Origin of the sequence: Janthinobacterium glycogeni (genome assembly GCF_051380725.1) — a bacterium.
GTDB lineage: Bacteria > Pseudomonadota > Gammaproteobacteria > Burkholderiales > Burkholderiaceae_D > Janthinobacterium.
In genome coordinates, this window is the sequence record NZ_JBNYXP010000008.1 from 46,236 (window position 1) to 60,702 (window position 14,467).

12 protein-coding genes are annotated in these 14,467 nt (G+C 59.0%); 11 read left to right on the forward strand and 1 reads right to left on the reverse strand.

The genetic code is table 11. The annotated features are described in order from the left end of the window. Positions 1–92 precede the first annotated feature (92 nt). From rpsG to ACQ4W4_RS19025, 6 genes are all read left to right on the forward strand, one after another. Positions 93–563 carry a 30S ribosomal protein S7 gene (gene rpsG, locus ACQ4W4_RS19000; protein ID WP_010394377.1) on the forward strand — a complete coding sequence of 157 codons (471 nt, stop codon included), beginning with the start codon at positions 93–95 and terminating at the stop codon, positions 561–563. A gap of 108 nt (positions 564–671) precedes the next feature. Continuing rightward, positions 672–2,777, forward strand: a complete 2,106-nt coding sequence (gene fusA / locus ACQ4W4_RS19005; RefSeq protein ID WP_034753184.1) for an elongation factor G — start codon at positions 672–674, stop codon at positions 2,775–2,777. A 72-nt stretch (positions 2,778–2,849) separates the two neighbouring features. After that, entirely contained in the window at positions 2,850–4,040 is a 1,191-nt protein-coding gene (tuf, locus tag ACQ4W4_RS19010) for an elongation factor Tu (protein WP_034753125.1), read from the forward strand. Positions 4,041–4,219: 179 nt separating this feature from the next. After that, positions 4,220–4,537 carry a 30S ribosomal protein S10 gene (gene rpsJ / locus ACQ4W4_RS19015; protein ID WP_010394389.1) on the forward strand — a complete coding sequence of 106 codons (318 nt, stop codon included), beginning with the start codon at positions 4,220–4,222 and terminating at the stop codon, positions 4,535–4,537. Between the two features lie 519 nt (positions 4,538–5,056). Continuing rightward, a complete protein-coding gene (locus tag ACQ4W4_RS19020; RefSeq protein WP_436543299.1) occupies positions 5,057–7,792 on the forward strand; it encodes a TonB-dependent receptor plug domain-containing protein in 2,736 nt (911 codons plus the stop codon). A 144-nt stretch (positions 7,793–7,936) separates the two neighbouring features. Beyond that, entirely contained in the window at positions 7,937–8,782 is an 846-nt protein-coding gene (locus ACQ4W4_RS19025) for a DUF817 domain-containing protein (RefSeq protein ID WP_077398829.1), read from the forward strand. On the opposite strand, the gene ACQ4W4_RS19030 is transcribed toward ACQ4W4_RS19025, so the two are convergent. Beyond that, positions 8,779–9,012, reverse strand: a complete 234-nt coding sequence (locus ACQ4W4_RS19030; RefSeq protein WP_436543300.1) for a hypothetical protein — start codon at positions 9,010–9,012, stop codon at positions 8,779–8,781. The genes ACQ4W4_RS19025 and ACQ4W4_RS19030 overlap by 4 nt on opposite strands. Before the next feature lie 387 nt (positions 9,013–9,399). Here ACQ4W4_RS19030 and creB point away from each other — a divergent pair, with 387 nt between their 5' ends. The 5 genes from creB (at position 9,400) to rplC (ending at position 14,467) form a co-directional block, all read left to right on the forward strand. Continuing rightward, on the forward strand, positions 9,400–10,131 hold the full coding sequence (gene creB / locus ACQ4W4_RS19035) for a two-component system response regulator CreB (protein ID WP_436543301.1): 732 nt from the start codon (positions 9,400–9,402) through the stop codon (positions 10,129–10,131). Beyond that, positions 10,128–11,549: a two-component system sensor histidine kinase CreC gene (gene creC / locus ACQ4W4_RS19040; RefSeq protein ID WP_436543302.1), complete on the forward strand. Its 1,422-nt coding sequence runs from the start codon at positions 10,128–10,130 to the stop codon at positions 11,547–11,549. The genes creB and creC overlap by 4 nt, the downstream gene beginning before the upstream one ends. A 97-nt stretch (positions 11,550–11,646) precedes the next feature. Next, the gene (gene creD, locus ACQ4W4_RS19045; protein WP_436543303.1) at positions 11,647–13,032 is read left to right on the forward strand and encodes a cell envelope integrity protein CreD; all 1,386 of its coding nucleotides are present in this window, start codon (positions 11,647–11,649) and stop codon (positions 13,030–13,032) included. A 219-nt stretch (positions 13,033–13,251) separates the two neighbouring features. Continuing rightward, entirely contained in the window at positions 13,252–13,464 is a 213-nt protein-coding gene (locus ACQ4W4_RS19050) for a hypothetical protein (RefSeq protein ID WP_436497771.1), read from the forward strand. 346 nt (positions 13,465–13,810) lie between these two features. Continuing rightward, positions 13,811–14,467 (forward strand): 50S ribosomal protein L3, encoded by a 657-nt coding sequence (gene rplC / locus ACQ4W4_RS19055; protein ID WP_010394393.1) that lies wholly within the window; start codon positions 13,811–13,813, stop codon positions 14,465–14,467.

Sequence of the window (14,467 nt, forward strand, 5' to 3'; positions counted from 1 at the left end):
GACCGCATCTGGTCGAGTAAGTGGAAGACTATGATGGTCGTCCGCGAGTGTGCGAAGAACGCGCGCTCAACTGAAGATTGAAAGGAATTGATATGCCACGTCGTCGTGAAGTACCCAAGCGCGAAATTTTGCCAGATCCAAAATTCGGCAACACTGATGTCGCTAAATTTGTAAACGTGCTGATGCTGTCCGGTAAGAAATCGGTTGCAGAAAACATCATCTACGGTGCTTTCGAGCACATCGCAGCAAAATCGGGCAAAGATCCGCTCGAAGTTTTTGCTACCGCAATCAACAACGCCAAGCCGCTGGTTGAGGTGAAATCCCGTCGCGTCGGTGGTGCAAACTACCAGGTGCCGGTCGAAGTTCGCCCAGTCCGTCGTATGGCTCTGTCCATGCGTTGGTTGCGTGAAGCTGCTAACAAGCGCAGCGAAAAATCGATGCCACAACGCCTCGGCGGTGAGCTGATGGAAGCGGCTGAAAGCCGCGGCGGCGCGATGAAAAAACGCGACGAAGTCCATCGTATGGCTGAAGCGAACAAAGCGTTCTCGCATTTCCGCTTCTAATATAAAGCCAGCTACCGCAAGGCGGCTGTCAAGCATCTGTTGTTCGAGGCCGGGCTCATTTTTGCAAAAAAATGCTGCTCGGTTTTGTCCATTCATTTAGGATTAATTATGGCCCGCAAGACCCCCATTGAGCGCTATCGTAATATCGGTATCTCCGCTCACATCGATGCAGGTAAGACGACCACGACTGAGCGCGTCCTGTTCTACACAGGCGTGAACCACAAGCTGGGCGAAGTCCATGATGGCGCTGCCACCACCGACTGGATGGCACAGGAGCAAGAGCGCGGTATCACGATTACCTCGGCTGCTGTTACGTGCTTCTGGAAAGGCATGGCAAACAACTTCCCAGCGCACCACATCAACATCATCGACACCCCAGGCCACGTTGACTTCACCATCGAAGTGGAACGTTCGATGCGCGTGTTGGATGGCGCCTGCATGGTTTACTGTGCAGTCGGCGGCGTGCAGCCACAATCGGAAACGGTATGGCGTCAGGCTAACAAGTACAAAGTGCCACGTCTGGCCTTCGTGAACAAGATGGACCGTACCGGCGCCAACTTCTTCAAGGTCTACGATCAGATGCGTTCGCGTCTGAAAGCCAACCCAGTACCGATTCAGATGCCTATCGGCGCTGAAGACGTCTTCACCGGTGTTATCGATCTGGTCAAGATGAAAGCGGTTATCTGGGACGACGCTTCGCAAGGCATGAAGTTTGAATACGGCGACATTCCTGCCCACCTGGCCGCTGATGCTGCCAAGTGGCGCGAAAACATGGTTGAAGCCGCTGCTGAAGCGTCGGAAGACCTGATGAACAAGTACCTGGAAGAAGGCGATCTGTCGGAAGAAGAGATCAAGGCCGCCCTGCGTCAGCGTACCATCGCCAGCGAAATCGTTCCAATGCTGTGCGGTACCGCCTTTAAAAACAAGGGCGTACAAGCCATGTTGGACGCGGTCATCGAGTACCTGCCATCGCCAATCGACATTCCACCTGTCCCAGGTCTGGACGAGGACGAGCAGCCAGTCGAGCGCGCAGCTGACGACAATGAGAAATTCTCGGCATTGGCGTTCAAGATCGCAACCGATCCGTTCGTCGGTCAGTTGTGCTTCATCCGTTGCTACTCGGGTACCCTGAATTCGGGCGACTCGGTGTTGAACTCCGTGAAGCAGAAGAAAGAGCGTATCGGCCGTATCGTGCAGATGCAAGCGAACGAACGCGAAGAAATCAAGGAAATGCGCGCTGGCGACATCGCCGCCGTCGTGGGTCTGAAAGACACCACCACTGGCGATACGCTTTGCGACGAAAAAGCCAGCGTAGTTCTGGAGCGCATGGTCTTCCCTGAGCCGGTGATTTCGCAGGCAGTCGAGCCAAAAACCAAGGCCGACCAGGAAAAAATGGGCCTGGCCCTGAACCGCCTGGCTGCAGAAGATCCATCGTTCCGCGTGCGTACCGATGAAGAATCGGGCCAGACCATCATCGCCGGTATGGGCGAGTTGCATCTGGACATCATCGTTGACCGCATGAAGCGCGAATTCAACGTTGAAGCGACCGTCGGCAAGCCACAAGTGGCTTACCGCGAAACGATCCGTAAAGTGTGCGAAGAGTCGGAAGGCAAATTCGTCAAGCAATCGGGTGGTCGTGGTCAATACGGTCACGTGGTTCTGAAGATCGAACCGCAAGAACCGGGCAAGGGCTTCGAATTCGTTGACGCGATCAAGGGCGGTACCGTTCCTCGCGAATACATCCCTGCAGTTGAAAAAGGTGTGCGCGACACGCTGACTTCGGGCGTGATGGCTGGCTACCCAGTCGTTGACGTGAAAGTCACGCTGTTCTTCGGTTCGTACCATGATGTTGACTCGAACGAAAATGCATTCCGCATGGCCGCTTCGATGGCATTCAAAGATGGCTGCCGCAAAGCATCGCCAGTCATCCTGGAGCCGATGATGGCCGTGGAAGTGGAAACGCCGGAAGACTACGCCGGTACCGTGATGGGCGATCTGTCGTCGCGTCGCGGCATGGTGCAAGGTATGGATGAAATTGCTGGCGGTGGCGGCAAGATCATCAAGGCTGAAGTACCGCTGTCGGAAATGTTCGGTTACGCTACATCGTTGCGTTCGTCGACCCAAGGTCGTGCGACTTACACGATGGAATTCAAGCACTATGCTGAAGCACCTAAGCATGTGACTGAAGCAATCGTAAGCTCGAAAGCTAAGTAATAGAAGTTCTGGGCCGGCTTTCACGAGAATGCCGGTCCCTACATTTAAATCATTGTTCTAAGGAAGAATAAAATGGCAAAAGGTAAATTCGAACGGACCAAGCCGCACGTCAACGTCGGCACCATCGGCCACGTCGACCACGGTAAAACCACGCTGACCGCTGCAATCGCAACGGTTCTGTCGAAGAAATTCGGCGGCGAAGCTAAAGCATACGACCAGATCGATGCGGCTCCAGAAGAAAAAGCGCGCGGTATCACGATTAACACCGCCCACGTCGAGTACGAAACGGAAACGCGTCACTACGCGCACGTTGACTGCCCAGGCCACGCCGATTACATCAAAAACATGATTACCGGTGCTGCGCAGATGGACGGCGCGATCCTGGTGTGCTCCGCAGCTGACGGCCCAATGCCACAGACCCGCGAACACATCCTGCTGGCCCGCCAAGTTGGCGTTCCATACATCATCGTGTTCCTGAACAAGTGCGACCTGGTCGACGACGCAGAGCTGCTGGAACTGGTTGAAATGGAAGTGCGCGAGCTGTTGTCGAAGTACGAATTCCCAGGCGACGACCTGCCTATCATCAAAGGTTCGGCACGTATGGCGCTGGAAGGCAAAGAAGGCGAAATGGGCGTTGACGCAGTGCTGCGTCTGGCCGATGCGCTGGATGCCTACATCCCAACGCCAGAGCGCGCTGTTGACGGCGCCTTCCTGATGCCAGTGGAAGACGTGTTCTCGATCTCGGGTCGCGGTACCGTGGTAACGGGTCGTATCGAGCGCGGCATCGTCAAAGTCGGCGAAGAGATCGAAATCGTCGGTATCACCGATACCGTCAAAACGACTTGCACCGGCGTGGAAATGTTCCGCAAGCTGCTGGACCAAGGTCAAGCAGGCGACAACGTTGGTCTGCTGCTGCGCGGCACCAAGCGTGAAGACGTGCAACGTGGTCAAGTTCTGGCAAAACCAGGCTCGATCAAGCCGCACGCCCACTTCACCGGCGAGATCTATGTTCTGTCGAAAGACGAAGGCGGCCGTCATACGCCATTCTTCAACAACTATCGTCCACAGTTCTACTTCCGCACGACGGACGTGACTGGTTCGATCGAGTTGCCAGCAGACAAAGAAATGGTCATGCCAGGCGATAACGTGTCGATCACCGTCAAGCTGATCAACCCGATCGCGATGGAAGAAGGTCTGCGCTTCGCTATCCGCGAAGGCGGTCGTACCGTCGGCGCTGGTGTTGTTGCAAAAATCCTGGCTTAATTCTTAAGCCTGCATAAAAGAAGACGCGTCGTCGCCCGGCGCCCTTCTTTTTATTCAACTGCCGGGGTTGGCAAGCATTTTGGTGCTATCATGTCGACCCTGACGGTTGTTGCGTCAGAAATTCCCGTATGACCTCATTGCCGTGCAAACCGCGCGGTTCGTTCTTTTAAGGAAATATCATGTCGGCACCAAACCAAAAAATCCGCATCCGCCTGAAGGCTTTCGATTACAAACTGATCGACCAGTCCGCTCTGGAAATCGTTGAAACCGCGAAGCGCACCGGCGCTGTCGTCAAAGGCCCAGTACCACTGCCTACCCGTATTCAGCGTTTCGATGTGCTGCGTTCCCCGCACGTCAACAAAACTTCGCGCGATCAGTTCGAGATCCGTACGCACCAACGCCTGATGGACATCGTTGACCCAACGGACAAAACCGTTGACGCGCTGATGAAGCTGGACCTGCCAGCTGGTGTTGATGTCGAAATCAAACTGCAATAAGAGTTTCCAGGGCAGCTGACCACAACGTAGCATCAGGTGTTGACAGCTGTTCCAGGCCGGCGGGGTGTCCCGCCGCCTGATGATGGGGCCGGGCCTGTTCACAATCGTGAGCGCGTCCGGCCCCATTGCTATTGGCGCCGCGCCTTTTTCAGCTGCTTCCGTCCTTTTCTTCGTTCGCTTCGCTTTCTCCCTCTCCTGTTCACCTCTCCTCGCCGCGATTGCCGGGCAGTTCAAGGCGCGCCAGCTTGACTCCAGCACATACTTGTCTGACCTGTAAAGTGGGGTAAAAACAACAATTGTTAATTGTTTTCTTTCCCGCGTGCGTCAAATGTGAGAAATTTGTAACATGCGTGAGAATGTGTGATCATTTTACAAAAATGATCCGTGCAACGCATCGATTTATAAAACGAAAACAATATTTGAGGAGTAGTTTTGAAAAGTACCGTGATGAGCAATACCCCCCGTTTGAAGAAAAGCACACTTGCAATCGCATTGACACTGGCTTTCTCTCAATATGCTGTGGCGCAAGAAGCTGCCGCACCTGTAGAAAAACTGCAACGCGTCGAAGTCACCGGCAGTAGCATCAAGCGTACCGAAGCTGAAACAGCTGGCTCGCTGCAGGTTCTGACCCGCGACGACATCGAGCGCACCGGCCAGACCACGGCGCTGGGCATCCTGAATTCCTCCGCAGCCATCAGCACTTCGATCGACTCGTCGAGCAACAGCTCCGGCAGCTTTGCCACGGGTTCATCGGGCGTCGGCATGCGTGGCCTGGGCAAGGTCGCGACCCTGGTGCTGGTCAACGGCCGCCGCATTGCACAATACGGCCTGGCCGATGGCGCACAACAAAACTTCACCAACCTGGACGCGATCCCGGCTGCGGCCATCGAGCGCATCGAGATCCTGAAGGACGGCGCGTCGGCAATCTACGGTTCCGACGCCATCGCTGGCGTGATCAACATCATCCTGCTGAAGAATTTCGAAGGCGCCAAGATCACCGGCAACTACAAGGAAACCGAAGGCTTCAAAGACCAGCGCAGCCGCAACGTCTCGGGCATCGTCGGTTACGGCGATATCGACAAGGACGGTTTCAACACCTACCTGACGTACGAAGCTTACAAGAGCGATGGTTATACCGCTGACGACCTGCGCGGCCACTACCCTGAATGGCACCGCCAGACTCCGGGCCGTTCGACCTGGGACGCCCTGAGCTCGTTCTCGCCAACCGGCAACTACTTCCTGAACAGCACGAACATCGTTGCCGCGCCAGGCTGCCCAGCCGACAAGATCGACCCGAAAGACAAGCTGTGCAAGATGGATGTCCTGCCGTACACCGGCCTGACCACCAATGCCAAGCGCTATGCGGTGGCCAGCAATACGCATTTTAAAATTGGCAAGTCTATCGACGCCAATTTCGAGATCACCAATGCCGGCGCCAGCAACGACTACATCGTCCCTCCGCTGAACGTCAGCAACGGTAGCGCCACCACGTCGCCGAGCACCTGGTACGACGCGATCAATGGAAAGATGGTCGGTCCGTTCTTCTATCCTAAGTTGCCAGTTGGCCACGCCAACAACCCTTACGGCGTACCGGTCGAATACCGTGCCCGCATGATGGACACCGGCAACGGCTTCAACTTCAACCGCACCGAATCCGATCAGACGCGCGTCATGCTGAGCCTGAACGGCGACATCGGCAATTTCGACTGGAAATCCGCGGTCGGCTACATGAACTCGAAAGCCAACAAGGCCACCCGTGCCGTGAGCGCTACCGGCTACACCAATGCCATCGTCAACGGCACCTACAAGTTCGGCCAGCAAAACGATGCCGCGCTGCTGGAATCGATGTTCCCGGTACGTACCACCAAGGGCGAGTCGAAGATCACCTTCATCGACGCAACTGTATCCGGTGAAGTGGCGCAATTGCCAGCCGGTCCGTTGAACGTGGCGTTCGGTACCGACATCCGCCGCGAAAAGTATGAGATGGCCAGCTCGGACAACGTCCTGCGTGGTGACCTGGTCGGCATCGCCGGCCTGCAAGTCAAAGACACCATGGATCACTACGCGCTGTTCGCCGAAGCGACCATTCCGGTAGTCAAGCGTGTGGAAGTGAGCGCTGCAGTACGTGCCGACAAGTCCACCAACAGCGACGTGCACTTCTCGCCGAAGCTGGGCTTGCGCATCAACGCGACCGATACCCTGTTGTTGCGCGCCACGGCCGCTGGCGGCTTCCGTGCGCCTAACATCGTTGAAACAGGTAATGGCCTGGGCCGCAGCTCGTTTGCCACCGATGTCAGCGATCCACGCCGCTGCGCAACCGCCAGTGCCCTGAATAACCTGGTGCAGAACAATCCAGCAGCCACCAGCGTCGACAAGGCGCAGGGCAACACCTTCCAGAACAGCGATTGCAAGGGCGGCGTGCCTAGCTTCGTGTCGGCGAACAAGGACCTGAAGCCGGAAACCTCGCGTTCGATTACCGCTGGTTTCGTTTTCGAACCGGTCAAGAACTGGACCGTGGCACTGGACTACTACCATATCGAACGTAAGGATGAAATCGGTACCCGTGCCGTGGCTGACATCCTGCGCGGCGAAGCTGGCTTGCCAGCCGGACAGCTGGTGCGTGTCGATAACTCGGCTTCCGATGCGCAATTCCTGGCACTGGTGAAAAAATACGCACCAGGCAATACGACCAACTTCGGTGGCGTTGGCGCGATCGGCCTGTTGTACAACCCATACGTCAACAGCGGCAAGACCCGTGCTTCGGGCTTCGACTTTGATGCGGGTGGCCGTTTCAACACCAGTATCGGCCAGGTTCGCCTGAAGCTGGAAGGTAGCTACCTGTGGAAATACCAGGAATTCAGCGTGACCGACAATGCCTATGACACCAACCTGGCAGGTAACTACGACCTGGGCTCGCGTCTGAAAACCAAGTTGCGCGCCAGCGTGAAGACCGGCTCGTTCGACCACGGCATGACCCTGAACTACGCCAGCGGTTTTAGCAACGACAACCAGACTTCGTCGACCTACTGTGTCACCAACAAAGTGTCGGCCGAGAATATGTCGGCTTGCTCGCGTGTTGGCAGCAACACCACGGTTGATTACAACCTGTCGTACAGCGGCATCAAGAACACGCGTCTGAGCCTGTACATTGACAATCTGTTCGACAAGGCTGCGCCGGTGCAGTGGCGCCGCGGCTACGCTGAATCGTTCCAGATGCGTCGTATCGGCGTATCGGCCAGCTACACCTTCCTCTGATCGTCATCAGTTGATACCCTACCGCCCGGCAGCGATGCCGGGCGTGTCAAAGACCAGGCCGCGTGCCTGGTTTTTTTTGCCTTGTCATCGATACGCACGGGGATATCGCTTTACAGTGCTGTGGCTGGAAGATAAAGTTGCCGCATGCTTAACGCCCTCGATACCCACCTGCTCAATGCAACTCCCCGTCAGCGCCTGCGCGGCTGGCCGCGCTTCCTGACCGAATTTTTGTATTTCGGCATCAAGGAGGCGAGGTCATGCCTGTTTGTGGGACTGTTTTTTGCTGCCGTATTCCTGGTGCCGCGCGCCGGCCTGTTCGGCCTGCCGCGCTATGACGTGCTGCTGCTGGTAGCGCTGGCGATCCAGGCAGCGATGGTCTGGAGCGGGCTGGAAACGTGGGATGAATTGAAAGCCATCTGCCTGTTTCACGCGGTCGGCTTCGCGCTGGAAGTGTTCAAGGTATCGGGGACGATCCAGTCGTGGAGCTATCCCGATTTCGCCTACACCAAGGTGTTTGGCGTTCCCCTGTTTTCCGGCTTCATGTATGCGGCCGTCGGCAGCTACATCATCCAGACCTGGCGCCTGCTCGACATGCGGATCCGCCACCATCCGCCGTACTGGATGGCGGTGCTGATCGCAGTGTTGATCTACGCCAACTTCTTCACCCATCACTACATCGGCGACTACCGCTGGTACCTGGCCGCCTGCGCGCTGGGCTTGTATGCGCGCACCACCGTGGTGTTCCGCCCGCTCGACCGCGACCGCAGCATGCCTCTGCTGCTCGGTTTCGTGCTGGTCGGCTTTTTCATCTGGCTGGCCGAAAACATCAGCACCTTTTGGGGCGTGTGGCGCTATCCGAACCAGCTCGGCGCGTGGTCGGTGGTGCACGTCAGCAAATGGAGCTCATGGTCGCTGCTGGTGGTGATGACGTTCACCATCGTGGCCCACCTCAAGCACATCAAGGCCAGCATCCACGTGGCCCAGCCTTAGGCGCGGCTCAGGGAGTCGCTTATTGCAGGCTGGCCGCCACCGCCTCGAGGCGCGCCCACCGCTGCTTGCGGGCCGCCTTGCAGCTGCATGGCGGACTGGCGCAGCACTTGCGCCGAATAGGTGCGCGAGGCGGGCGACAGCTTCGGCAGCAGCGGCGGCACGCGTTCCAGATAGCCCGTGCCTTCCTGCCACTTGCCTTGCGCGGCCAGGACCGACGCCAGTTCCACCATGCGGCGGCCGACGCGCGCATCGCTGCGCGGCTGCGCCGCTTCCTCCGTGGCCCCGGCCTGCTCGGCGCTGCGCAGTGCCTGTACGCAAGCCAGTTCCGCTTCGCCAAACTGGCCTCTGCGTTCGGCCGCGTCACAGGCATCTTGTTGTGCGTTGGCGGTGGCGAGTGTCGCTGGCGCCGCGCAGGCTGACAGCGCATAGCAGGCTGATGGAATCGGTCTTCATAATCTCCTCGGACGGGTGTCAAACACGGTGTATCGGCGGAGTCATGCCGCAATAAATATACGCCAGGTTTTTTGGGGCGGGTGGCTTTTCGTCGGCCGCGCGATTGACGCCGCTTGCGTGCTTCAGGGATACTCCGGGCTTGTCCACTAATGCGTGCCGCCGCCATGTCCAAGACTGTCCTGATCGTGGAAGATGAACAGGCGATTGCCGACAGCATCGCCTATGCCCTGCGCACGGACGGCTTTACGCCGCGCCATGTGATGTTGGGCGAGCACGCCCTGGCCGCGCTGCGCCCCATGTCCGGCGCAGCGGCGCAGACGCCCGTTCTCGTGGTGCTCGACGTGGGCTTGCCCGACATGAGCGGGCTGGAAGTATGCCGCCGGCTGCGCCAGTTTTCCGAGGTGCCGGTGATCTTCCTGACGGCCCGCAGCGACGAGATCGACCGCATCGTCGGCCTGGAAATCGGCGCCGACGATTACGTCACCAAACCGTTTTCGCCGCGCGAACTGGTGGCGCGCATCCGCGTCATCCTGCGCCGCGCCGGCGTCGCCCAGGCGCCGCGCGAGGCTGGCATGACGATAGCTGCGCCTGTCGTCGCGACCGCGCCGGCGCGCTTCGAGTTGCGCGCGCTCGAGGCGCGTGTACTGTTTCACGGCCAGCAGCTGGACCTGACCCGCTATGAATACCTGTTGCTGAAAACCCTGCTCGAGTATCCGGGCCACGTGCTGTCGCGCGCGCAGCTGATGGAGCGCGTGTGGAGCGGGGCGCCCGACACGCTCGAGCGCACCGTCGATGCGCACGTCAAATCGCTGCGCGCCAAGCTGCGCGCCGTCGATGCGCAGGCCGATCCCATCCACACCCATCGTGGCCTCGGCTACAGCCTGGCCGGCGCATGAAGATCGGCCTGCGCATCCTGCTCGGCTACTTCCTGATCGTCGGGCTGGCCGCATGGTTCCTGCTGAATGTCTTCATGGAGCAGGTCAAGCCGGGCGTGCGCTCGACCCTGGAAGACACCCTGGTCGACACCTCGCAGCTGCTGGCCAGCCTGGTGGCGCCCGACGTGAAGGCGGGCACGCTGGCGCAGTCGCCCGTGGCCGCGCGCATGCAGGATTACGCGCGCCATGGCGTGGACGTCAATATCAATGGCGTGCGCAAGCGCACGCTCGATTACCGCATCACCATCACGGACCGGCACGGCATCGTGCTGTTCGATTCCAGCGGGCGCGACGTGGGGCGCGACTATTCGCGCTGGAATGACGTGTATCTGACCTTGCAGGGCAAGTATGGCGCGCGCAGCACGCGCAGCCGGCCCGACGACGAGATGTCGACGGTCATGCACGTGGCCGCGCCGATTCGCGACGGCGATGAGGTAATCGGCGTGCTGACGGTAGCCAAGCCGAACGCCAGCGTGCAAGCGTTTGTCGAGCGCAGCCAGCGCAAGATCCTGCAGCGCGGCGCCGTGCTGTTGCTGCTGTCGCTGCTGATCGGCCTGGCCTTCGCGTGGTGGCTGCACCATGCGTTGGGCAAGCTGATGACCTATATCGGCGACGTGGAAGCGGGGCGCAAGGTGGCGCTGCCGGCGCTGGGCACGAACGAGATCGGCACCCTGGGGCGGGCGCTGGAGGCGATGCGCACGCGCCTGGAAGGCAAGGAATACGTGGAGCAACTGATGCACACGCTGGCGCATGAATTGAAAAGCCCGATCGCCGCCATCCAGGCCTCGGCCGAGCTGCTGCAGGAAGACATGCCGCCGGCCGAGCGGCGCCAGTTCCTTGCCAGTATCCTCGAGCAGAATGCACGCCAGCGGCAATTGATCGACAAGCTGCTGGCCCTGGTGCGCGTGGAAAAGCAGCAGCGCCTGGACCACCCCGAGCGCATCGCGCTGGGGCCCCTGCTGGCGCAAGTGGCGCAGGACGCGGCAGCCACGCTGGCGGCGCGCGGCGTGCGCCTGCAGCTGCAGTGCGAGGAGTTGAGCGTGGATGGCGACGCCTTGCTGCTGCGCCAGGCGTTGGGCAACTTGCTCGACAATGCGGCCGGCTTTGCGCCGCCGGGCAGCTGCATCGACGTGACGGCGCATCGCCAGGGCAGCCAAGTGGAAATTGGCGTGCGCGACCGCGGCGAGGGCATCCCCGCATATGCGCTCGAGCGCGTCTTCGAGCGCTTTTATTCCCTGCCGCGCCCGAGCGCCGGCAAGAGCACGGGCCTGGGCCTGCCCTTTGTGCGCGAGGTCGCTTCCCTGCATGGCGGCACGGTCGAGGTGCTCAATCTTGCGGACGGTGGCGCCTGCGCGCGCCTGTGCCTGCCGCTGGCTTAGTACACTCTTAGCGCACTTTATTTGCCGGCTTCACACAGACTGCATCGTCAGCGCATACAGCTTTTTTACACTGGCACCCTTACTTCAAGGATGCGCCATGCAAAAAACTCTATTCGTCAAAGCGTTGATCGTGTTCGGCCTGATGCTGGTGATCGGCCTGCCTTTGCTGATGATTCAGGAAACGATCAAGGAGCGGATGGAATTCCGCCAGGAAGCCGTCAACAGCATTGCCGCCGATTCGGTGCGCGAACAAACCATCATCGGCCCCATCCTGGTGATTCCCTACACGGAGCAGTACGAAGAGCGCGTGGAGGTGGCCAAGGGCGATGACAAGGAAGCGAAATCGGCGGTGCGCACGGAGTTGTTGCGCCGCACGGTGCAGCGCCGTCTGCTTGTCTACCCGAACAATTTACTGCTCAACGGTCACATCGAGACTGACCGCCGTTACCGCGGCATCCACCAGGTGCTCGTGTACAGCGGCCAGCACGCGTTCAAGGGCGACTTCACGGTACCGGCCGGCAGCCAGCTGCCGCGCAAGTCGCCGGACTCGCGCGTGACCCTGGGTGCGCCGTTCGTGGCCCTGTCCATCGAGGACGTGCGCGGTATCCGTAATATTCCGAAAATCGACTGGGGCGGCCAGAAGATCGAGTTCGAGCAGGGCACCGACCTGTTTGCCTTCCGCAGCGGCCTGCATGCGCCGCTGGGCGCCATGCCTCTGGCGGCGCCGCAGCAGGTGCGCTTCAGCTTTGACCTGGGCCTCGACGGCATCGAACGCCAGCACTTCGTGCCGGTGGCGAAAAACAGTCAGATCAGCATCAAGTCGAACTGGCCCCATCCGCAGTTTGGCGGGCGCTTCCTGCCGTCGCCGAAATTCCGGCAAATCAACGCCGATGGCTTTCAGGTCGAGTGGAGCATCTCCTCGCTGGCCACCAATGCGCAAACGCAGCTGAGCACGATCGAGGGCGAGTTCAAGGTGCCCGACAGCGCGCCGCTGGGCCAGATCGACCGCTTCAGCGTGGGCTTCATCGAGCCGGTGAACGTGTATTCGCAATCGGACCGGGCCACCAAATATGGCTTGCTGTTCGTGGCGCTGACCTTTGCCGCCTTCTTCATCTTTGAAATCCTGAAAAGCCTGCCGATCCACCCGGTGCAGTATCTGCTGGTGGGCCTGTCGCTGGCGATCTTCTTCCTGCTGCTGGTGGGCCTGGCAGAACACATCGCCTTCCTGGCCGCCTATCTGATCGCCAGCGCCGCCTGTATCGTGCTGACCAGCTTTTATCTGGTGCACGTGCTGCACAACGCCTGGCGCGGCATCGGCTTCGGTGTGGGGCTGACCTTGCTGTATGGCGCCCTGTTTGGCTTGCTGAGCTCGGAAAACAATGCGCTGGTGATGGGCAGCATCCTGCTGTTTGCCGTGCTGGCCGCCATCATGGTGGCGACGCGCAAGGTGGACTGGTATCAGATTGGCAAAGGCACCCAATAAACTGGCGTGATCGCGTGGCGCATGAAAAACATTGCTGATTTGGTAAATAATTGGTTTTAAGTTGGTATTGTTTACGGTACTCTTTGGTATTGATTGCCGAGAAGCACGAAACTACGTGCGGCGGCGCAGCGGCGTAGTAGGGCGGTGGCAGGCAGGATGGTTTGCCGCCGCTTGGCAAGACCTTCCATCCCCACTGATAAAAAACCTGGAGACAGCACCATGATCAAGAAACTGGCTTTTTTCCTCTTCGCCTGCAGCCTGAGCGGCAGTTATGCCTATGCCACGAGTGCTGAATTGCAGCAATGCTATTACGGTTGCTGGCAAAAGGTTGCCAGCTGCACCGGTGGCGGCGGCCTGGGCGGAAGCAGCCCGATCTGCCAGATGATTCTCGATACCTGCACCGCCAGCTGCGATCGCACGTACGGCGGCTAAGGCGGCAAGTCCGTCAGTGCCCGTCCGGCGTACCGGCGCGGCGCTGTTTGGCGGCCGGAAGCATGCGGCGCGAGCAGGGCGGAAAGCCCTTCTCGCGCCGTTTTTCCTCATGGCGTCGTCCCGCATGGGTGGCCCTCCCGCATTGCTTTCCCTCTCGATTTCCCGGCCCTGACAACTCCCGCAGGGGCGTCGCGCAACACTTTGACATACCTCGTGTTAACTTGTTGCGTCAAGGGTTTTTGTGCTATATACTAGCCGGCTTCGGTATGGATTCGTCTTTTTTGAGTCCTACGTTACTTTGTAGTTAAACAAGCCCCGCCCAATCGCAGGTGGGAATGGAGAAAAAATGAGCCTAGGCCTTCTCGGTCGCAAGGTTGGTATGATGCGCATTTTCACGGATGAAGGGGATTCGATTCCTGTCACCGTGTTGGACGTATCGAACAACCGTGTTGCGCAAATCAAAACCCCTGAAACAGATGGCTACTCCGCTGTTCAGGTCGCATTCGGTCAACGTCGCGCTTCCCGCGTGACCAAAGCTGTTGCTGGTCATCACGCTAAAGCTGGCGTTGAAGCCGGTACTCTGTTGAAAGAGTTCCGTGTCGATGCTGCTAAAGCCGCTGAACTGAAAGCTGGCGATGTTGTCGCCGCTTCCCTGTTCGAAGTCGGTCAAAAGATCGACGTGCAAGGCGTTACCATCGGTAAAGGCTATGCAGGCGTTATCAAACGTTACCACTTCGCTTCTGGCCGTGCAACGCACGGTAACTCGCGTTCGCACAACGTTCCAGGTTCCATCGGTATGGCACAAGATCCAGGTCGCGTTTTCCCTGGTAAGCGCATGACCGGTCATCTGGGTGACGTTAACCGTACGATCCAGAACCTCGTGATCGCCCGTATCGATGCCGACCGTCAGCTGCTGCTGGTCAAAGGCGCGATTCCAGGTGCGAAAAATGGCCAGGTAGTTGTCTCGCCAGCCATCAAAACCAAAGCCAAGAAGGGAGCTTAA